The sequence below is a fragment of the Micromonospora sp. NPDC093243 genome (assembly GCF_044753725.1).
GTDB lineage: Bacteria > Actinomycetota > Actinomycetes > Mycobacteriales > Micromonosporaceae > Micromonospora.
Map to the genome: position 1 here is coordinate 236696 of NZ_JBIVNT010000004.1, position 20194 is coordinate 256889.

Genomic DNA, 20194 nt, shown 5'->3' on the forward strand with positions numbered 1-20194 from the left:
GTGCGACGTGCGGAACCGGAGACCCGCGGCGAGATCCTGGCCGCGGCGACACGGCGGTTCGCGGTGACCGGCTACCGAGGGACCTCGCTGCAGGACATCGCCAACGAGGTCGGCTGCTCGAAGGCCACCGTGCTCTACCACTTCGCCAACAAGGAAGCCCTGCTCACCGAGCTGATGGCCCCGGCGATCGCGGTGCTCCAGGCCCTCGACGACTCACTCACCGGGCTGACCGGCGCCGCGGCGCAGCAGGCCGCGGCCGAGGGCTTCGTCGACCTCGCGGTCCGCTTCCGGCGGGAGATCGCGCTGCTCCGCGGCGAGTTCCCCCAGCTGCTGCAACGACCGGCGTTCGCGCACGTCCAGCGGATCTCCGAGCGACTGCGGGACGCCCTCGCCGGGCACACCGGAAGACCCAGCGCCCAGGTCGCGGCCCTGGTGCTGCTCGCCGGCATCTCCGAGACGTGTGCCGAGTTCGTCGAGATGCCCGACGCCGAACTGCGTCCCGCCCTGCTCGCCTTCGCCCGGCGGGCCCTCGAACCCGTCCCAGACCCATCTTCGACCCAGGACAAGGACAAGGAATCCTGATGGCGACCCTGCTCTACCGGCTCGGCCGGGGCTCGTTCCGCCGGCGGCGACTCGTCGTCGCGGTCTGGCTCGTCGTACTCGTCGGTCTCGGTCTGGCCGCGGCGACCCTGCGCGGCCCGACGGCGAGCAACTTCACCATGCCCGGCACCGAGTCCCAGCGCGCCCTCGACCTGCTGGCCACCCAGTTCCCGGCGGCCAGCGGCGCCACCGGCACCATCGCCCTGAAGGCGCCCGCGGACGGCCAACTGGCCACGCCGCAGGGCCAGGCCGTGGTGAAGGAGATCGTCCAGGAGGCCGGGACGCTGCCCGGCGTGGTCGGCGCGGTCGACCCGACGACCGTGGGGGCGGTCTCCCCGGACGGCCGGTACGCGTTGGTCCAGGTCCAGTTCGCCACCGGCGCCGACGAGGTCGACGACGCCCAGCGCGCCGCGTACGAGCGGGTCGGCGCGGCCGCCGAGGCGCAGGGCTGGCAGGTGGCCCCCGGCGGTGAGGTGCTCGGCGGCGAACCGGAGGTCGGCTCGACCGAGGCGCTCGGTGTGGCGGTCGCGGCGATCGTCCTGATCGTCACCTTCGGCTCCCTGGTCGCCGCCGGAATGACCATGCTGAATGCGTTGATCGGGGTCGGCGTCGGCATGGCCGGGCTCTTCGCGCTCAGCAGCGTCGTCGAGCTGACCAGCACCGCGCCGATCCTCGCGCTGATGCTCGGCCTGGCGGTCGGCATCGACTACTCGCTCTTCATCACCTCACGGCACCGGCAGAACCTGCGGGAGGGGCTGCCACCGGACGAGGCGGTCGGCCGGGCGGTCGGCACCGCCGGCTCCGCCGTCCTCTTCGCCGGCGCCACCGTGGTCATCGCGCTGGCCGGGCTGGCCGTGGTCAACATCCCGTTCCTGACCGTGATGGGTCTGGCCGCGGCGGGCACGGTCACCGTGGCGGTGCTGGTCGCGCTGACCCTCCAGCCGGCGCTGCTCGGCTTCGCCGGCCGCAAGGTGCTCCCCCGCCGGCTGCGCTCGACGCTGCTCGACCCGACGGCCGAGGACGCCCCGACCCCGGCCGACCCGACGCCCGCCGAGGACCGTTCCGCGTTCGGCTTCCGCTGGGCCCGGCTGATCACCCGGTTCCGGGTGCCGGTCATCCTGGTCGGGCTGCTCGGCCTCGGGCTGCTCGCGCTGCCCACGCCGGACATGCGACTGGCCCTGCCGGACGCCGGTTCGGCGGCGGTGGGCTCGCCGGCCCGGGTCTCCAACGACCTGGTCACCGAGGGCTTCGGCGCGGGCTTCACCGGCCGGCTGGCCGTCGTCGTGGCGGGCGACGACCCGCAGGCCACCGCGGCCGCCGTACCGCAGGTCACCGCGCTGATCCAGCGCACCGACAACGTCCTCGCGGTGGCGCCGCCGCAGCTCAGCCCGGACGGGCGGACCGCCCTGCTCGGCGTGGTGCCGAAGACCGGCCCCACCGACGCCGCCACGGAGACGCTGGTCCACGACATCCGGGGCTCGGTCGGCGGGATCCGCAACGCGGACGTGCTGCTGACCGGTGCCACCGCCATCGGCATCGACGTCTCGGAGAAGCTCTCCGACGCGCTCCCGATCTACCTCCTGCTTGTCGTCGGGCTCTCGGTGCTGCTGCTCATGCTGGTGTTCCGCTCGCTGGTGGTCCCGGTCAAGGCGGCGCTGGGCTTCCTGCTCACCGTCGCGGCGACGTTCGGCATCACGGTCGCGGTCTTCCAGCAGGGGCATCTGGCCGACCTGGTCGGCCTGGACACTCCGAGCCCGCTGGTCAGCTTCCTGCCGATCCTGCTGATCGGCATCCTGTTCGGCCTGGCCATGGACTACGAGGTCTTCCTGGTCTCCCGGATGCGGGAGGACTTCGTACACGGCGACACGGCCCAGCAGGCGACCATCAACGGAACGGGGCACGGGGCGCGGGTGGTCACCGCGGCCGCGCTGATCATGATCTCGGTCTTCGGCGGCTTCGTCTTCCTGGACGACCCGGTGATCAAGTCGATGGGCTTCGCGCTCGCCATCGGCGTGGCCATCGACGCCTTCGTGGTCCGGATGACCATCGTGCCGGCGGTGATGTCACTGCTCGGCGCCCGCGCCTGGTGGCTCCCCCGCTGGCTCGACCGGGCCCTGCCCAACGTCGACATCGAGGGCGAGGGCCTGCGCGCCCACCTCACCGACAAGACGCCCACCCCGGTCTGACCGGGGTCGATCATGCAGTTGTGGTGCCTCGCGAACCCGGCAGAACCGGGCGAGCCGGGCACCACAACTGCATGATCGCCGAGGAACAGGGGGCGGTCAGACGCCGGCGGGGTAGGTCTCCATCTCGCCGGGCGTGGTCGTGGCGGGCAGCGGATGCAGGGCGGTCGTCTCGTCACACCAGATGAAGGCGTCGTACCGCTCGGCCAGGCGGGTCGGCACGTAGTTGCCCCAGGACTCGAAGGACGGGTCGTAGACCACTCCGACGGCCCGGTGGTCGGCGGTGTCGGTGACCCAACCCGGCTGGTCCTCCCCGCCGAAGACCAGCACCGCCCGCTCCGGCATCAGCTCGTGCAGCCGCCGCTCGATCGAGCCCGGCCGGGCCGGCGGCACCGTCATCACCTCGGCCGGCGACCCCCAGCGCGGCGCGGCGACCACGTTCCCCCGGTAACAGCCGAAGCCGACCAGGGTGACCGCGTCCGCGCCGTGCCGTTCCCGGGCCAGCTGACCAATGTTGATCATGCCGTCCGCGGTCATGTCGGTGGCCCGCGCGTCGCCGACGTGGGTGTTGTGCGCCCACACCACGCCGCGCGCCTGCGGGCCGTACCGGTCGAGCAGCCGGTCCAGGGTGTCCTGCATGTGGATGTCCCGGATGTTCCAGGACTCCGGGCCGCCGGCCACCATCGCCCGGTAGTACCGCTCCGCGCCGGCCACCACCTCCGCGTTCTGCCAGGCCGAGAAGCGGTCCGGCCCGTCGGTCAGGGCCTGCTCCCGGGTCCGGGCCAGCAGCCGGACCACCTCCTCCTCGCAGCGCGCGGAAACGAACCGGCTGGCCGCGCCGTACTCCTCGACCCGCTTGCCGTACGGCTCGAAGCAGCGGTACGCGTCCTGCGCGGCCTCCAGCGACTTCGGGTCCTCCTCGCCCAGGTAGTCGAAGATCGCCTGCATCGACTCCCAGAGGCTGTACACGTCCAGCCCGTGGAACCCGGCCCGCTCCCCCTCCGGCCGCTCCACGTTCCAGGCCCGCAGCCAGGTGCAGAACCGGGCCACCTCGGCGTTCGCCCACATCCAGGTCGGCCAGCGCTCGAAGCGCTGCAACGCCAGCTGCGGCTCGGTCGCGCCGCCCGGCGCGCCGGTCACCGAGCGGTTCACCCGGTCGCAGTCGGGCCAGTCCCCCTCCACCGCGACGAACGAGAACCCGCACTCGGCGATGAGCCGTCGGGTGAGCTGTTCGCGCAGCCGGTAGTAGTCGTAGCTGCCGTGGGTGGACTCACCGATCATCACCACCCGGGCGTCCCGGACGCGCTCCAACAGGGGATCGAAGTCGCTCGGCGCGCCGAGCCGCTGAACCAGCATGTCAGCGGCTACCCGGCCGGTCGGCGGGCAAACAGCCGGCGCGTCGGCCGCGACACGCCGGCTGCCCGCTCCACCGGTGTGCCGCCAGGCTGAGCGGGTAGCCGCCGGACATGACCGTTTCCGGGGTGCAGTGGCAGGAGTACCTGGCCGGGCTCGACTACCCGGTCTCCCGCGAGGACCTGGTCCGGTGGGCCCAGGAGAACGGGGCGAGCACCGAGATGTTGCAGATGTTGCGGGCGTTGCCGGCGGAACAGTTCGACGCCCCCGCCGAGCTGCACGAGGCGCTCGGCACCCTCGCCTGACGCCGGCGCGGGCGGGTCGAGCGACCCCCCCGCGCCGGTGTGCTCAACGGGCGTGCAGCAACCGGAACAGCACCAGCCACTGCTCCGGCCAGACGTGCCCGACCGGGGTGGCCGGGTCCAGCCGGGTGGCCCGCAGCGCCGCCGCCACCCGGGCCGGCGGATACCGCCGCCGCAGCGAGGCCGCGAGCGACCCGCCGACCCCGCCGAAGCCCAGCTCCACCATCCGGCGGTACGCGGGCAGCGCGGCCGGGGAGAGCAGCGGTTCGTCCCGGCGGTCGATGCGCAGGATGCCCGCGTCCACCCGGGGCACCGGGCGGAACGCGGTGCGGGGCACCCGCCCGGCCAGTTGCCAGGAGAACTCCGGCCAGGTCGACACGGTCAGCCGCGTCCACCGGCCGTAGTCGCCGCTGCGGCGGCGGGCGTACTCCAGTTGGGTGAGCAGGGTCGCTGCGCGCAGCCCGGGAGCGGCCAGGCACCACCGGACCACCGCCGAGGTCAGCGACCAGGGGATGTTGCCGACCACCGCGAACGGTTCCGCCGGCGGTTCGGCGGTGAGGAAGTCGGCCTGTCGGTGCCGGACGTGCGGCAGCGCCGCGCAGACCACGGCCAGTTCGGCGGCGGCGGCCGGGTCGACCTCGTAGGCCACCAGCCGGCCGCAGTGTACGGCGAGCGGCCGGGTCAGCTGACCGCGACCGGCGCCGACCTCCAGCAGGAGGCCGGCCGGATCCGACCGGGCCGACCGGACGACCCGGTCGATGGCGGCCGGGTCGGTGAGGAAGTTCTGGGAGAGTACGCGACGGGACCGGTCGCGTTCGGTTGCTCGGGTACGGCGGGGCGCCACGTGTCGTCGTCCTGTCTGTCGCCGCTCGGCGACGGGGCGGACAGGCAGCCCAAAGCGGGGCCTGTCCGAGTGGATCGGGACTCGGACGGCCCTGGAAATGGCGCGGGAGTGCGCCTGCGGTCAGTCGCGGGTCGCGTCCCGGCCGGCCAGGGCCGGACGCCGGACTCGCGGACGGGACACCAGCAGGGGGCCCCGGGCGGCCGGCGTGCCAGCCACCTCGATCAGGGCATGCGTGAACATGCCCGCCACGCTAACCCCCACAGCCCAACCCCACGACCCATTTCCCCCCAGCCAACCCCGGCCGGCCAACCCCGCCGGCATTCCCCCGTTGATCATGAAGTTGTTGTCAGGACACGCCGACGCGGAGGGCAATAACTTCATGATCAACCGGTGAAGGGCCCCCGGGAGCGCAGGGGGCCGGGGTCAGGCCGGGAGGGGGATGGTGACGGTGCGGGATTCGGTGCGGGCGGTCTCGGCGGCGGCCAGTACGGCGACCACCTCGCGGCCGAAGCGCACGTCGCAGCGGTGGTCCCGGGTACCCGCCTCGATCTCCTCCAGCAGCTGGTCGATCGCCACCGTGAAGGCGGTCGCCGGGCTGGTCTGCGGCTCGGGCGCGGTCTCGATGCCGTTCTCGCCGAAATAGACGATCTCCCGGGCCATCGCCTCGGTCGGGGCGTCCAGGGTCAGCGAGGCGCTGCTGGTGGCGCCCCCGTCGTGGGTGAGCAGCAGGTGCACGATGCCGCTTGGGCCGTTCATCGCCGCCACCCGGGTGACCCGGCCCATCACCGGCAGCAGCAGCGAGAGCGCGTGCGGGCCGATGTCCCAGAGCGCGCCGTGCTCCCGTCGCCACTGCGACTCGCCGTACGGGTTCCCCGGCTGGTAGATCGAGGCGAACATCGTCGCCCGGGCGTGCTGCCAGCCGCCCGCGGCGGCGGTGGCGGCGAGGAACGCGGTGACGTTCGGCTGGTAGCGCTGGGTGAAGAAGACCACCGACGCGACCCCGGAGGCCTGCGCGGCGGCCACCACCCGGTCGGCGTCCGCGACGCTCAACGCGAGCGGCTTGTCCAGCAGCAGGTGCCGGCCGGCGGTGGCGGCCCGGACGGCGATGTCCGCCTGGATGTCGGGGGGCAGGGCGACAGCGACCACGTCGCAGGCGTCGATCAGCGCGTCGGCGTCGTCGAAGGCCGGCACGTTGTACCGGTCGGCCAGGGCGCCGGCCCGCTCGGGATTCCGCCCCCACACCCCGACCAGCTCGGCACGCGGGTGCGCGTCGAGCGCCGCCCCGTGCGTCTCCGTCGCCCAGTGACCGGTGCCGAACAAACCGAACCGCAGCACGACCATCCCCCGCCGTTGTCGTCCACCGCGGCGACGCCGCAGCCCGTGATCCACGCTAGCCTCCCGGCCTCGACGGTGCAGGCGGCGGGGCCGGACGTCACCGTCGACCGCGCCGGTGCCCGCGTGGCGGGGCGGGGCCGCGGGTCGGTTACTACGACGGTTAGTAGGCTGTGCCGGTGACCGAGCCAAGGACCGGGTGGCCCCGATGACCGCCACCGCGGCGGGTTCGCCGGTTGACGGCGTCCTCGCCACCGTGTCGATCGTGCTGTCGCTCGTACTCGCGCTGTGGGCCCTGGTGTGCGCGGCGCGCAACCGGCCGCCGGACCGCGCGCAGTTGATCGGGCTGGCCCTGCTGGAGCTGGCGCTGCTCGCGCTGGCCGTGGTGGCGCTGGTCGCCCTCGGCGGCGGCGAGCGGCCGGGCGAGCCGGGCGCCTTCTTCGGCTACCTGGTGACGCTGGTCTGCCTGCCGCCGCTGGCCTGGGTGCTGGCCCGGATGGAGCCGACCCGCTGGGGCTCGGGGATCGTCTGCGCGGTCTGCCTGGTGACCCCGGTCGTGGTGGTCCGGCTTCAGCAGACCTGGGAGGTGCTCGGTGGTTGAGACCTCCGCGACCCGGCGCGGGACCAACAAGGGGCCGGGCCGGCTGCTGATCGCCGTCTACATCCTCTTCGCCATCGCCGCGACCTCGCGGGCCGGGCTGCAACTCGCCACGAAGTTCGACGAGGCGCCGGTGGCCTACCTGCTCTCCGCGCTGGCCGCGGTGATCTACATCGTCGCCGCGGTGGGGCTGGCCCGCGCCGGGCACACCGGCCGGCGGATCGCGCTGGCCTGCTGCTCGGTGGAGCTGGTCGGCGTGCTCGCCGTGGGCGTGCTCAGCCTGGTGGACGCCGAGCTCTTCCCCGACGAGACGGTCTGGTCGGAGTTCGGCAGCGGGTACGGCTACATCCCGCTGGTCCTGCCGATCCTGGGGCTCTACTGGCTCTGGCGCACCCGCCGCTCCCCCGCCTGACGCGTCCGGGAGACCGCGATGGCCGCCCCGTGCGGAGCGGCCATCGGGCCGGCGCGGCCGGTCAGTCCTTGGGGCCGCCGGCGACGTAGATGACCTGGCCGGAGACGAAGGACGCGCCCTCGCTGACCAGGAACGAGATGGTGTGCGCGACGTCCTCCGGGCGGCCGGTGCGGCGGACCGGGATCTCCGCGGCGGCGTGCTGCTGGAGCGCCTCGAACTCGACCTTCATCCGGGCGGCGGTCGCCGCGGTCATGTCGGTGACGATGAAGCCGGGCGCGACCGCGTTCACGGTGACCCCGAACGGGCCCAGCTCGATGGCGAGGGTCTTGGTCAGCCCCTGCAGGCCGGCCTTGGCGGTGGAGTAGTTGGCCTGGCCGCGGTTGCCCAGCGCCGAGGTGCTGGAGAGGTTGACGATCCGACCCCACTTCCGCTCGACCATGTGCTTCTGGGTGGCCTGGCTGAACAGGAAGGCGCCGCGCAGGTGCACGCCCAGCACGGTGTCCCAGTCGGCGTCGGTCATCTTGAACAGCAGGTTGTCGCGGAGCACGCCGGCGTTGTTGACCAGCACGGTCGGCGCGCCCAGCTCGGCGGCGACCCGCTCGACCGCCGCCTCCACCTGATCCCGCTGGGCGACGTCGGCGCCGACGCCGAGCGCCCGACCGCCGGCGGCGGCGATCGCGTCGACGGTCTCCTTCGTCGCCGACTCCTCGATGTCGACCACGGCGACCGCCAGGCCGTCAGCGGCGAGCCGGCGAGCGGTGGCCGCGCCGATTCCGCGCGCGGCTCCGGTGACGATGGCGACGCGGGGCTCCTCCGACATGATTACCTCCCGGTAACTTGGGGTCGATCGAAGGAGCTTAACCCAGCGGTACGCGCCGGATCAGTGCCCGCCGGACGGCCCGACAGCCACCGCGCATCCTCAGAAGGACCGGCTGCGGCAGAGCCGGATCCACCGGTAGCCGTGGCCGGCGAGCTTGAGGCGGTCCAGCTTGCCGACCTCGTCGTAGCCCCGGTCGGTGAGCACGTCGATCGGCAGGTCCGCCTCCGGCTCCAGCGTGCTCAGGTCGACCTCCACGTCCTCGGTGCCGAGATTGTGCAGGAAGACCATGGTCCCGCTCGGGCCGTCGGCGCGGTGCGCGAGCACGCCCGGCGGCGTCGGCACATCGATGTGGGTGGTCGAGCCGGACCCGATCTCCGGGGCCTCGCGCAGCGTCCGGATCATCCGCTCGAACCAGCTGAGCAGGGAGCGCGGGTCCTTGCGTTGGGCGGTGACGTTCACCTTGTCGTACGCGTAGTCGCCCTTGTCGATCACCGGGCGGACCAGCTTCTCCGGCTCGGCGCTGGAGAACCCGCCGTTGGGCTGGTACGACCACTGCATCGGGGTACGGATCGCGTCGCGCCCCGGCAGCGACAGGTCCTCGCCCATGCCGATCTCCTCGCCGTAGCGCAGCACCGGCGTGCCGCGCAGCGAGAACTGCAGGGCGTACGCCAGCTCGATGTGCCGCCGGTCGTTGCCGAGCATCGGGGCGAGCCGGCGCCGGATGCCCCGGCCGTAGAGCTGCATCTCCTCGTCCGGGCCGAACTTCGCCAACACGTCGTTGCGCTGGTCGGCGGTGAGCCGGGACAGGTCGATCTCGTCGTGGTTGCGCAGGAAGGTGGCCCACTGGCCGCCGACGGGCAGCGTCGGGGTGTCCCGCAGCGCGTCGATGATCGCCTCCGGGTCCTCCCGGGCGAGGGCGAGCATCAGCCGGCCGTTGAGCATGAAGTCGAAGAGCATGTGAATCCGGTTGCCCGACCCGTTCCCGTCACCGAAGTAGACCGGCAGCTGATCCGGCTCGACGTTCGCCTCGGCCAGCAGGACCGCGTCGCCGCGCCGCCACTGCACGTGTTGGCGCAGGTCGGTGAGGAAGTCGAAGTCCTTCGGGGAGTTCGGGTTGCCCGGCTCGGTCTGCTCGATGATGAACGGCACCGCGTCCATCCGGAAGCCGGATACGCCGAGCTGGAGCCAGAACGAGGTGATCTTCTTGATCTCCTCGCGCACCTTCGGGTTCTCGATGTTGAGGTCCGGCTGGAACTTGTAGAACCGGTGGTAGTACCACGCCTTGGCGGTCCGGTCGTAGCTCCACGTCTCGTGCTGCTCGCCCGGGAAGACCATGCCCTGGTGACGGTCGTCCGGCTCCTGGTCGGCCCAGACGTACCAGTCCCGGTACGGCGAGTCCGGCGAGGAGCGGGCCGACTGGAACCACGGGTGCTGGTCGGAGGTGTGGTTGACCACCAGGTCGATGATCACCCGGATGCCCCGGTTCTGTGCCTGGTGCAGCAGCTCGGCGAAGTCACCGAGCGTCCCGAAGCGCGGGTCGACGTTGTAGAAGTCGGTCGCGTCGTAGCCGTCGTCCTTGTTGGGCGACGGGTGGATCGGGTTGAGCCAGAGGCAGGTGACCCCGAGCCGGGCCAGGTAGTCCAGCCGTCCGATCAGGCCCCGGATGTCACCGACCCCGTCACCGTCGGAGTCCACGTACGTGTCGATGTCGAGGCAGTAGACGACGGCCTCGGAGTACCACCTGTCAGCCATGCCCGGTTACCTTCTCCGATCCGCCGGCCCGGCAAACGCGAACGGCGCGACGCCGGTACGGTGCCGGTCATGCGCGACACGACCGACACCGAGCCGATCGACTGGTCCACCGGGAGCTGGCTGCACCGGCCGGTCCGGGCGGAGGGCACGCCGGAGGGGCACCTGGTGGTCGAGCCGGCGGCCGGCAGCGACTTCTGGCGACACACCAGCTACGGCTTCGTGCACGACGACGGGCCGGCCCTGCTCGCCGCGTTCAGCGCCGGCACGGCCGTCGAGGTGAGCTTCCGGCTGGCCTTCACCGAGCAGTTCGACCAGGCCGGCGTGCTGGTCCGCAGCGACGAGCGAAACTGGATCAAGGCCGGCGTGGAGGTCAGCGACGGCCAGCCGCAGCTCGGCGCGGTGGTCACCCGGGAGGTCTCGGACTGGTCGGTCGCCCCGGTGCCGGAGTGGGCCGGGCGGGAGGTCACCGTCCGGGCCAGCCGTTCCGGCGACGCGCTGACCGTGCGGGCCCGGGTGGCCGGTGAGCCGTGGCGGCTGGTCCGGCTCGCCCCGCTGGCGCCCGACGCCGAGGTGCTCGCCGGCCCGTTCTGCTGCTCGCCCACCCGGGGCGGGCTGGCGGTCCACTTCACCGGTTGGCGGGTGGGACCGGCCGACGCCGCCCTGCACCCGTCGGAGTGAGCCGGCAGGTGTGCCCGGCCAGTGGCGGGGTACAGATATCCGATCCCCTCCCCCGTGGAAAGGATCGCCATGCCGCTCGCCGAGAACGTCGACCCGAGCCGACTCGGCGGGCTGACCGGCTGGGTGGCCGGGGTGATCGACTCCGCCGGCGCCCTGGGCGTCGCCCTGCTGGTCGCCCTGGAGAGCATCGTCCCGCCGATCCCGAGTGAGATCGTCCTGGCGATGGCCGGTTACCTGGCCGGCGAGGGGCGGTTCAACGTCTTCGTGGTGGCGCTCGCGGCGACCGCCGGCTCACTGATCGGCGCGCTGGTCCTCTACTGGTTGGGCGCGGTGGTCGGTGAGGACCGGCTGAAGCGCTGGCTGGACCGGCTGCCCCTGGTCGACCTGGACGACCTGGAGCGCGCCGACCGCTGGTTCGAGCGGTACGGCCGCTGGGCGGTCTTCTTCGGCCGGATGATGCCGGTGGTGCGCAGCCTGGTCTCGATCCCCGCCGGGACGAACCGCATGCCGCTGCCCGAGTTCGTCGTGCTGACCACGCTGGGCAGCGGGATCTGGAACGCGATCTTCGTCGGCGGCGGCTATGCCCTGGGCTCCCGGTGGCAGCAGTTGGAGCGGTACAGCAGCTGGTTCGACTACGGCATCGTCGCTCTCTTCGCGATCCTGATCGGGTGGTGGGTGGTGAAGAAGATCCGCCGCCGCGGCCGGCGGCGCGACCGGCAGTCGGTGACCGCCGGTCGCTGACCGCGTACGGCCCGGCCGTGGCGAGCGCTCAGGGCAGGGTGTCGAGGTGCGGGGCGACGGTGCGGGCGAAGCCGTTGCCGTTGCTGACGTCCCAGTTGACCGACCAGGTCATCGCGCCGCGGATACCGGGGTAGGTGCGCGGCGGGCGGAAGCTGCCGCAGTTGGTGCCCCGGGCCAGACAGTCCAGGGCGGCGTTGACCACGCTCGGTGCCACGATGCCGCCGCCGGCCGCGCCGGGCCCGGCGGGCAGGCCGAGCCCCACCTGGTCGGGGCGCAGCCCGGCCTCCAACTGGATGCAGGCCAGCGCGACGATGAAGTTCACCGTGCCCTGGGTGTACGCGGCGTTGTTGTCACAGCCGAGCATCGCGCCCGAGTTGTAGAACTGGGTGTTGACCACGGTCAGGATGTCCTTGATGTCGAGCGCGAGCTTGAAGTAGCTGCCGGCCGGTGACTGCATGTCGATGGTCTGTGGCGCCATCGCGATGATCAGGCCGGCGCCGACCTTCGCCCGCAGGGAGCGCAGCGCCTGCGCCATGTAGGTCGGGTTGAGCCCGTTCTCCAGGTCGATGTCGACCCCGTCGAAGCCGTACCGCTGGATCAGCGCGTGGACGGTGTCGCTGAACGCGGCGGCGGAGGCGGGGTCGTTGACCGCCACCCGGCCGGTCTCGCCACCCACCGAGATGATCACCTTCTTGCCCCTGCTCTGCAGGGTCCGGACGTCCGCGGCGAAGTCGGCGTCGGTGTAGCCGCCCAGCGCGGCGGAGAGCCCGGGGTCGACGGCGAAGGTGACCGCGCCCGGAGTCGACGTGGCCTCGGCGAAGGCGACTGCCACCAGGTCGTACTCGGCCGGCACGTCGCGCAGCCGCAGCTCGACGGCCGGGTTGTCGAAGTTGTGCCAGTACCCGGTGAGCAGGTGCTTCGGCAGGCTGCCGGTGGGCGGCGGGGTGGTCGGCGGTGGGGTGGTCGGCGGCGGCGTGGTCGGGGGTGGGGTGGTCGGGGGTGGGGTGGTCGGCGGGGTGGTGCCGCCGCACGCGGCGCCGTTGAGCTGGCAGTTGGCCGGGCTGCCGGGGCCGCTGCCCAGGAAGCCGAAGGAGACCGAGGCACCCGGCGCGATGCTGCCGTTCCAGGACCGGTTGGTGAAGGTGTGCCGCTGGCCGGCGGTGGTGAGCAGCGCGTCCCAGTAGCTGCCGACGGTGGTGCCGGCCGGCAGGTCGAAGGTGACGTTCCAACCGTTGACGGTCGACCCGCCACCGTTGGTGATGGTGTACTTCCCCTCCCAGCCGGAGCCCCAGTCGGAGGTCTTGACGAAGGTCGCGGTGGCCCCGGCGGCGAACGCGGGCAGCGCCACCCAGGCCGCGCCGACCGTGGCGGCCAGCAGGGTGACCAGGGACAGGACAAGGGATCTGGAACGCTTCATACGACCCTCCGCATCCGGGTGGACATCCACGGACATCAACGTTGGCGCCTATTATTAAGACTGTTAACTGTTTCTGTCCAGAGGTGGCTGCCCGCCGGGGCCGGCCGGGCCCCCGCACGGCGGTCACGGGGGCCCGACCGGGGTCAGCGGCGGAAGGTGAACCAGTTGACGTTGACGAAGTCGTTCGGCTGGCCGCTGGTGAAGGTCAGGTAGACGGTCTGCCGACCAGTGGCCGCGGCGACGTTGCCGGGCACCGAGCGCCAGCTCTGCCAGCCGCCGGTGTTGCCGATCGCGAAGCTGCCGATCGTCGCGCCGGTCGGGCTGCCCAACCGCACCTCGACCAGGCCGCTCACACCCCCACCCGCGCCGGACGCGACCCTTGCCACGAAGTCGCGGGGCGGGGTGGAGCCGAACTCGACGTTGTCGAAGCGGACCCAGTCGCCGTTGCGCAACGCGCCGATGTTCTGCCCGCCCTCGCTGCACGCCTCGACGATCACGCCGTTCTGGCCGTTGAACGACTCGGCCTGGATGGTCGAGTAGGCGTCGCGCGCGCCGGACGGCGGCGGGTCGGTCGGCGGCGGGGTGCTGCCGCCACCACGGCTGTAGACCGCGACGTAGTCGACAAGCATCGGTCGGCCCGGAACGGTCGAGGCGGTCGGCGTGGTCGAGCCGGCCACTCCGTTCGGGAAGCCTCCGCCCATCGCCACGTTGAGCAGGAGGAAGTAGCCGGCGTGCGAGGTCATCTGGCTCCAGTACGTCGCGCCGACCTGGGACTGGGTGACGGTGTGGTAGACCTGCCCGTCGACGTACCAGCGCAGCTGCTGCGGGCTGGACGCGGCGTCCCACTCGAAGCGGTAGGTGTGGAACGCCGACTGGCAGGTGCTGCCGGGGCAGGCGCGGGAGGCGCCGAGCCCGTTGAACTCGTTGCACGGCCCGCCGGGCGCGACACCGCAGTGCAGCACCCCCCAGACCGAGTTGATCCCGTTGACGTTCTCCATCACGTCGAACTCGCCGATGCCCGGCCAGTTCTGGTAGTTGCCCCGGTAGGGCGCGCCGAGCGCCCAGAACGCCGGCCAGTAGCCGGCCGCCTGCGCGCCGGTCACGTTCGGCATCTGGATCCGGCCCTCGATGGCCAGCACTCCGCCGGACGGCGGCTTGAAGTTGCTCCGGACCGTCTCGATCCGGGACGAGGTCCAGCGGCCGGAGGAGTCGCGCAACGGCGTGATGCGCAGGTTGCCGCCACCGTCGTGGCTGACGTTGGCGGTGCTGTTGGTGTAGGTCTGGATCTCCCCGGTGCCCCAGTTCGGCGGGCCACCGGGGTAGCTGGTGCCGGTGTCGATGATCCAGTTGGCCGAGGACGGCAACGTGCCGGCCGCGCCGGTGAAGTCGTCGCTCCAGACGAGGTTCCAGCCGGACGGCGGCGGGGGCACCGCGGCGTGCGCGGTCATGGTGATCCCGGCCAGGGCGGTGGTGGCGGTGGCGAGCAGGGCGAACGCCAGCCGCAGCCGGCGTCGTGCGGACAGGGCGGCGGTCGCCGCCGGGGCATTTCTCATGGATGTGCCTCTCTGCGGGGACGGGCGAGAGAGCGCTCTCTCACGAGTTGTACGTCCCCTGGGGACAGTTGTCAACGTCGATCGATGTCCGCGTCGGCCAGCATGGCCCGCGGCCGGCGCAGCACCGCCTGCTCCAGCGCCGACCAGGCCGTCGTGGTGACCAGGTAGAGCACCGCGGCCAGCGGCAGGACCAGTGCCACCAGCACCGTGGCGTAGGGCAGCAACGGCAGCAACCGGGTCAGCGCCGCGCCCACGCCCTCGGCCGCCGCCCCGGCACCGCCGGCCGCCGCCCCGCGCTCACCCTCGCCGGTCCGGGCGACCGGGCCGGCGGCGATCCCGGTCGGCGGTATCGCGCCGATGCCGGCCGAGGCCCGGCGCATCCGCCGGGACGTCCACCAGGCCAGCGCCAGCAGGGCCGCCAGCAGTACGGCGAAGAGCGGCCCGGCGGCCCCGGCCAACCCGTCGCCGAGGTGGTGACCGAGCGGCACCCCGGCCAGCCGCTCGTCGAGCAGCCCGGTGCCGCCCTCGGCGGTGCTGAACAGTCGGTACATCACCAGCAGGAAGGGCGCCTGGAGCAGCACCGGCAGGCAACCGGTGATCGGGTTGGCGCCGGCCGAGCGGTAGAGCGTGAAGAGTTCGCTCTGCAACCGGGCCGGGTCGTCCGCGTACCGCCGCTGCAGGGCGCGGACCTGCGGGGCGAGCGCCGCACGGCGGCGTTCCCCGCGGACCTGCACGACGGTGAGCGGAGAGATCAACAGGCGGACGGCGATGGTGAAGAGCACGATCGCGGCGGCCGTGGCCGCGCCACCGGCGAGCGGTTCGAGCAGCGTGGTGACGGCGGAGAGCGCGGAGCCGGCGGCGCCGACCGCAGCGTGCAGTGGTGCGAAGGCGAGCATGGGTGTCCCTCGGTTGCGATTCCGGGTGGTCCCGTCCGGGCGCACGGGCCCGGGGGGACGGATGACGGCGGAATCGGCCGCGCGGGCGTGACGGTGCTACGCGGCCGAGGGGCGGGCGCCGGGCGCCCGGGGACGCGCTCGACCGGGGGCGTCCGGGTCGACCTGACGGGGCACCCGGCGGTGCCGGGCACGGGCCCGCAGTGCGGCGGCCCGGCGGATGGTGCGCGGCGCCGCGCCGAGGACGAGGGCGCGCGCCGCGAGCAGGGTCGCGAGCAGCACCGCCGCGCCGAGCGCGGCACCGGCGAGCAGGGCCGCCGGCCGGTCCGCGAGGAGGGTCAGCTGGGTGAGGGCGTACGCCCAGAGCCCCAGCGCGATCCCCCACGGTCCTGACACGGCGCCCAGCCTAGGACCCGCTGTCACGCCCTCCCGTGAGCGCGACACGCGGCCGACGCGCCGGCAGCGCGTTTCCGGCGATCGCCACGGTGGGTAACCATCCGACGGACCGGCGCGGACGGACCGCGGCCGGCAGGAACGGACGGTGATGGCGATGACCGGCCAGCTGGCGGAGGCGCCGAGCGGGACGGCCGACGGGACCGACCTGCTCACGGTGGGCGTCGAGGAGGAGTTCCTGCTCGTCGACCCGCACACCGGCGCCGCGGTGCCCGCCGTCGACCTCGTCATGGAGCAGGTGCCGGCGGAGCTGCGCGGGCAGGTGGAGCGCGAGTTCCAGACCAGCCAGATCGAGATCGGCAGCCCGCCCGGGTTGGAGCTCTCCTCGATCCGGCACTCACTCGGCGTACTGCGGGGCGCGCTCGCCGACGCCGCCGAGCGGGCCGGCGTACGGCTGCTCGCCATCGGCACCGGCCCGGTGGACGGTCCGGTGCCGCCGGTGGTCGACAAGCCCCGCTTCGATCGGATGATCGAGCGGTTCCGGCTGCTGGTGCCCGGTCCGGGCAACAACGGCATGCACGTGCACGTCGGCATCCCCGACCCGGAGACCGGCGTGCAGGTGCTCAACCACGTCCGGCCGTGGCTGCCCATCCTGCACGCGGTGACCACGAACTCCCCGTTCGCGCGAGGCGAGGACACCGGCTACGCGAGTTGGCGCTCGGTGGAGTGGGAGCGCTGGCCGTCGGTGGCGCCGACGCCGTATCTGGAGTCGCACGAGCACTACGAGCGGCTGATCCGGCAGCTGATCGCCAGCGGGGTGATGCTCGACGAGGGGATGCTCTACTGGTACGCCCGGCTCTCCGCGAAGTACCCGACGGTCGAGCTGCGGATCGGCGACGTCTGCCCGTCGGTGGACGACGCGGTGCTGGTCGCCGCGCTGGTCCGGGCCCTGGTGGCGACCGCGATCGACGACATCTCCAACGGCCGTCCGGCGATCCGGACCGACCATCACCTGCTGGTCGCCGCGCACTGGCGGGCGGCCCACGACGGGCTGGAGGGTGACGGGGTCGATCTGACCACCGGCGAGGTCCGGCCGGCCTGGGAGCTGCTGGACCGGCTCGTCGAGCAGGTCCGGCCGGCGATCGAGCAGCACGGCGACTGGGCCGAGGTGACCGACCTGCTCGGTGCGCTGCGCCGGCACGGCAGCGGCGCGGCCCGCCAGCGCGCGGTGTTCGCCCGCAGCGGGCGGCTCACCGACGTGGTGCAGGACGTGGCGCGCCAGACCCGCGGCTGATCGCAGCGTGACAGGATGAACTCGTGGCGCAACGGTTGATCGTCATCGGCGGGGACGCCGCCGGCATGGCGGCGGCGTCCCAGGCACGCCGCCGCCGTGACCGCTCCGACCTGGAGATCATCGCGTTCGAGCGGGGGCACTTCACCTCCTACTCGGCGTGTGGCATCCCGTACTGGATCAGCGGGCTGGTGCCCGAGCCGGAGGCCCTGATCGCGCGCGATCCGCCGACCTTCCGCTCCGAGTTCGCCATCGACGTGCGGATGCGGCACGAGGTGACCGCGATCGACCTGGAACGCCGCGAGGTGCTGGCCCGCGACCTGGAGGGCGGTGGCGAGGTCCGGGAGCGCTTCGACGAGGTGGTCTACGCCGCCGGCGCGCTGCCGGTCAAGCCGCCCTGGGCGAAGACCAGCGCCGGGGGCGTCTTCGGGATGCAGACCCTGGACGACGGCTCGGCGCTGCGCGACTGGCTGGAGAGCGACCCGAGACCGCGGCGGGCGGTCGTGGTCGGTGGCGGCTACATCGGCGTGGAGCTGGCCGAGGCGTTGATCCTGCGGGGCCTCTCGGTGACCCTGGTCGAGCAGGCCGATCAGCCGATGTCCACGGTGGATGGCGACATGGCCGAGCTGGTCGCGGACGCGATGACCGGGCTGGGCATCCACATCCGCACCGGGCTCCCGGTGGAGGAGATCGAGGAGCGCGACGGCCGGGTCAGCGCGGTGGTCACCGCCGAGGGGCCGATCCCGGCCGACGTCGTGGTGCTCGGCCTGGGCGTACGCCCGAACACCCGGCTCGCCGAGGCCGCCGGCGTGCCGCTCGGGCCGACCGGCGCGATCCGGGTGGACCGGCGGATGCGGGTGCCGGGGCTGCCCGGGGTCTGGGCCGCCGGCGACTGCGTGGAGAGCCTGCACCGGGTCAGCGGGATGCCGGTGCACGTGCCGCTCGGCACGCACGCCAACAAGCAGGGCCGGGTCGCCGGGATCAACATCGGCGGCGGCTACGCCACCTTCGCCGGGGTGATCGGCACGGCGGTGACCAAGGTCTGCGACCTGGAGGTCGGCCGGACCGGCCTGCGGGAGCGGGACGCGAGCGCGGCCGGCTTCGACTTCGTCTCGGTGGTCGCCAAGTCGACCAGCCGGGCCGGCTACTATCCGGGCGCCCGGCCGATGACGGTCAAGCTGATCGCCGAGAAGCCGAGCGGACGGTTGCTCGGCGCGCAGATCGTCGGCTGGTCCGAGGCGGCCAAGCGGATCGACACCCTGGCGGTGGCGCTCTGGAACGGCATGACGGTGGACGAGATGACCTCGCTCGACCTCGGCTACGCCCCGCCGTACGCCCCGGTGTGGGATCCGGTGCTGATCGCCGCCCGCAAGGCCGTCGACGCGTTGCACGCCTCCGGCCGCTGAGTCCTCGCGCCGTCGCCCTCGGGCGCGGTGGCGTCGGCAGGAGGACGGCCTCGGCACCCCGATTCTGTCGGGGGCGGTGGTTAGCGTTCTCGCGTTGTCACGCCGGCGATCCCCCGGTCGCCCACCCCACCCGGAGGCACCCCCATGTCCCAGGAGACGACCTACCTCGAACTGTCCGAAGTGGACGGTGGCGCGCACAAGTTCTACGAGGTGGTGGTCGAGGACACCGCCCTGACCGTCCGCTACGGCCGGATCGGCGACCAGGGCCAGGTCAAGACCGCCAGCTACGCGGACAACGCCCGCGCCCGCGCGGCGGCGGCGAAGAAGATCGGTGAGAAGATCCGCAAGGGGTACGCCCCGGCGGTGCCCGGCGTCCGGCAGAAGCGGTCGGTCTCCCGGCGGCAGATCGTCAGCACCCGCTCGACCGCGCGGACCGCGCCGGTGCTCTGGCGCTACGACTCGGGAGCGCCCGCGTTCGGCATCTTCGTCGACGATCAGAACTGCATGGTCGGCAACGAGCACGGCGTGATCACCACGCTCGGCCACGACGCCCGGGTGCTCGGGCAGGTCCGCCTCCCCGACGGGGTGAAGTGCATCGTCGCCGACGACGCCTGGATCTACGCCGGCTGCGACGACGGCAACGTCTACGACCTCTCCGGCAAGGTGCCCCGGGTGGCGTACGCCATCGCGCCCGAGATCGACATCTACTGGCTGGACATCCACGACGGTGTGCTCGGCGTGTCCGACGCCGACGGCGGGATCGCCGCGATCGACCACGAGGACGAGTTCCTCTGGCGCCGGCCGGGCCGTGGCCGGGCCGCCTGGATGGTGCGCTGCGACGACGACGCGATCTACCACGGCCACTCGCAGGGCGTCACCGGCTACGACTGGCGCACCGGCAAGGAGCTGTGGCACACCCGCACCGGTTCGGTGCTCTTCGGCTGGCAGGAGCGCGACGCGGTGTTCGCCGGCACCGGCTCCCGTGAGGTGGTCCGGTTGGCGAAGGACGGCCGCGCCGAGCGGAGCTACCGGTGCGACGCCCCGGTCTTCTCCTGCGCCACCGCCGCGGGCGGCCGCTACGTCTTCGCGGGCGACAGCCAGTCCTCGATCTACTGCTTCGACGCGGCGGGCACCCGGCTGTGGAAGCTCGGCACCGGCTGCGGCTCGGCCTACTCGATGCAATACCACCAGGAGCGCCTCTACGTGGTCACCACCGGCGGCTACCTCGCCTGCATCGACGCCAGCGAGCCGGCGATCCGGGCCGCCGAGGCGGGCACCGTGCCGGACGTGGTCGACGTCAAGGCCCCGGCCCGGCTGCCGGAGCCGGCGGCCTGGTCCACCGTCGAGGTGACCAGCGACGTCGACGGCGGCGTGGTGGTGCAGTGCGTCCAGGACCGGGGCCGGCTGCGCGTGCAGGTCGTCTCCACCGGCTACCGGCGCGACTGGTCGGTGCAGTTCCCGAAGGGCATCCGTGAGCCCGGGGTCCGCTATCTGGTCAGCGAGGTCCGGGAGTCCGGCCGGGGCGGCTTCTACCGGGCGTACGGCGACATCCGCCGGCTGCGCTGACGCCGCCCGTCCCGCCCCGCACGCCCGTCGCGCCGATCCGGGTCGTCCGGACCGGCGCGA

General features: G+C 73.0%; 19 protein-coding genes. 10 read left to right on the forward strand and 9 right to left on the reverse strand.

What is annotated here, in order from left to right; all coding sequences use genetic code 11:
• Together ACIP9D_RS14840 and ACIP9D_RS14845 are read left to right on the forward strand one after the other, a co-directional pair.
• Complete coding sequence (locus tag ACIP9D_RS14840; RefSeq protein ID WP_350871759.1) at positions 1-582, forward strand: helix-turn-helix domain-containing protein; 582 nt, start codon at positions 1-3, stop codon at positions 580-582.
• On the forward strand, positions 582-2786 hold the full coding sequence (locus tag ACIP9D_RS14845) for an MMPL family transporter (protein WP_350871758.1): 2205 nt from the start codon (positions 582-584) through the stop codon (positions 2784-2786). The genes ACIP9D_RS14840 and ACIP9D_RS14845 overlap by 1 nt, the downstream gene beginning before the upstream one ends.
• Before the next feature lie 96 nt (positions 2787-2882).
• Here the strand turns inward: ACIP9D_RS14845 and ACIP9D_RS14850 are convergent, their stop codons facing one another.
• Positions 2883-4139 (reverse strand): erythromycin esterase family protein, encoded by a 1257-nt coding sequence (locus ACIP9D_RS14850; RefSeq protein WP_350871757.1) that lies wholly within the window; start codon positions 4137-4139, stop codon positions 2883-2885.
• Positions 4140-4249: 110 nt separating this feature from the next.
• Here ACIP9D_RS14850 and ACIP9D_RS14855 point away from each other — a divergent pair, with 110 nt between their 5' ends.
• Entirely contained in the window at positions 4250-4441 is a 192-nt protein-coding gene (locus ACIP9D_RS14855; RefSeq protein WP_350871755.1) for a DUF2795 domain-containing protein, read from the forward strand.
• 43 nt (positions 4442-4484) lie between these two features.
• Here ACIP9D_RS14855 and erm read toward each other — a convergent pair whose 3' ends face one another.
• Entirely contained in the window at positions 4485-5282 is a 798-nt protein-coding gene (gene erm / locus ACIP9D_RS14860; RefSeq protein WP_350871753.1) for an ErmE/ErmH/ErmO/ErmR family 23S rRNA (adenine(2058)-N(6))-methyltransferase, read from the reverse strand.
• A 423-nt stretch (positions 5283-5705) separates the two neighbouring features.
• Positions 5706-6617 carry a Gfo/Idh/MocA family oxidoreductase gene (locus ACIP9D_RS14865; protein WP_350871751.1) on the reverse strand — a complete coding sequence of 304 codons (912 nt, stop codon included), beginning with the start codon at positions 6615-6617 and terminating at the stop codon, positions 5706-5708.
• A gap of 205 nt (positions 6618-6822) precedes the next feature.
• Here ACIP9D_RS14865 and ACIP9D_RS14870 point away from each other — a divergent pair, with 205 nt between their 5' ends.
• Together ACIP9D_RS14870 and ACIP9D_RS14875 are read left to right on the forward strand one after the other, a co-directional pair.
• Positions 6823-7215 carry a hypothetical protein gene (locus ACIP9D_RS14870; protein WP_350871749.1) on the forward strand — a complete coding sequence of 131 codons (393 nt, stop codon included), beginning with the start codon at positions 6823-6825 and terminating at the stop codon, positions 7213-7215.
• Positions 7208-7624: a hypothetical protein gene (locus ACIP9D_RS14875; protein WP_350871747.1), complete on the forward strand. Its 417-nt coding sequence runs from the start codon at positions 7208-7210 to the stop codon at positions 7622-7624. The genes ACIP9D_RS14870 and ACIP9D_RS14875 overlap by 8 nt, the downstream gene beginning before the upstream one ends.
• 61 nt (positions 7625-7685) lie before the next feature.
• On the opposite strand, the gene fabG is transcribed toward ACIP9D_RS14875, so the two are convergent.
• The gene (gene fabG / locus ACIP9D_RS14880) at positions 7686-8444 is read right to left on the reverse strand and encodes a 3-oxoacyl-ACP reductase FabG (RefSeq protein WP_350871746.1); all 759 of its coding nucleotides are present in this window, start codon (positions 8442-8444) and stop codon (positions 7686-7688) included.
• A gap of 99 nt (positions 8445-8543) precedes the next feature.
• A complete protein-coding gene (locus ACIP9D_RS14885) occupies positions 8544-10196 on the reverse strand; it encodes an alpha-amylase family protein (RefSeq protein ID WP_350871744.1) in 1653 nt (550 codons plus the stop codon).
• A gap of 69 nt (positions 10197-10265) precedes the next feature.
• On the opposite strand from ACIP9D_RS14885, the gene ACIP9D_RS14890 reads away from it, so the two are divergent.
• Positions 10266-10874 (forward strand): DUF1349 domain-containing protein, encoded by a 609-nt coding sequence (locus ACIP9D_RS14890; protein WP_350871742.1) that lies wholly within the window; start codon positions 10266-10268, stop codon positions 10872-10874.
• A gap of 69 nt (positions 10875-10943) precedes the next feature.
• Complete coding sequence (locus ACIP9D_RS14895) at positions 10944-11615, forward strand: DedA family protein (RefSeq protein ID WP_350871740.1); 672 nt, start codon at positions 10944-10946, stop codon at positions 11613-11615.
• A gap of 28 nt (positions 11616-11643) precedes the next feature.
• On the opposite strand, the gene ACIP9D_RS14900 is transcribed toward ACIP9D_RS14895, so the two are convergent.
• From ACIP9D_RS14900 to ACIP9D_RS14915, 4 genes are all read right to left on the reverse strand, one after another.
• Positions 11644-13032, reverse strand: coding sequence for a cellulose binding domain-containing protein (locus tag ACIP9D_RS14900; RefSeq protein ID WP_350871738.1), 1389 nt, complete (start codon positions 13030-13032; stop codon positions 11644-11646).
• Between the two features lie 143 nt (positions 13033-13175).
• Positions 13176-14585: a carbohydrate-binding protein gene (locus ACIP9D_RS14905; RefSeq protein ID WP_350871736.1), complete on the reverse strand. Its 1410-nt coding sequence runs from the start codon at positions 14583-14585 to the stop codon at positions 13176-13178.
• A 71-nt stretch (positions 14586-14656) separates the two neighbouring features.
• Positions 14657-15481 carry a membrane protein insertase YidC gene (locus ACIP9D_RS14910; RefSeq protein ID WP_350871734.1) on the reverse strand — a complete coding sequence of 275 codons (825 nt, stop codon included), beginning with the start codon at positions 15479-15481 and terminating at the stop codon, positions 14657-14659.
• 96 nt (positions 15482-15577) lie between these two features.
• Complete coding sequence (locus ACIP9D_RS14915; RefSeq protein ID WP_350871732.1) at positions 15578-15874, reverse strand: DUF6412 domain-containing protein; 297 nt, start codon at positions 15872-15874, stop codon at positions 15578-15580.
• Positions 15875-16028: 154 nt separating this feature from the next.
• On the opposite strand from ACIP9D_RS14915, the gene ACIP9D_RS14920 reads away from it, so the two are divergent.
• From ACIP9D_RS14920 to ACIP9D_RS14930, 3 genes are all read left to right on the forward strand, one after another.
• Positions 16029-17165 (forward strand): glutamate--cysteine ligase, encoded by a 1137-nt coding sequence (locus ACIP9D_RS14920; protein ID WP_350871730.1) that lies wholly within the window; start codon positions 16029-16031, stop codon positions 17163-17165.
• A 23-nt stretch (positions 17166-17188) separates the two neighbouring features.
• A complete protein-coding gene (locus tag ACIP9D_RS14925) occupies positions 17189-18568 on the forward strand; it encodes an FAD-dependent oxidoreductase (protein ID WP_350871728.1) in 1380 nt (459 codons plus the stop codon).
• Positions 18569-18712: 144 nt separating this feature from the next.
• Positions 18713-20134: a WGR domain-containing protein gene (locus ACIP9D_RS14930; protein WP_350871726.1), complete on the forward strand. Its 1422-nt coding sequence runs from the start codon at positions 18713-18715 to the stop codon at positions 20132-20134.
• The last annotated feature ends 60 nt before the right edge of the window (positions 20135-20194 follow it).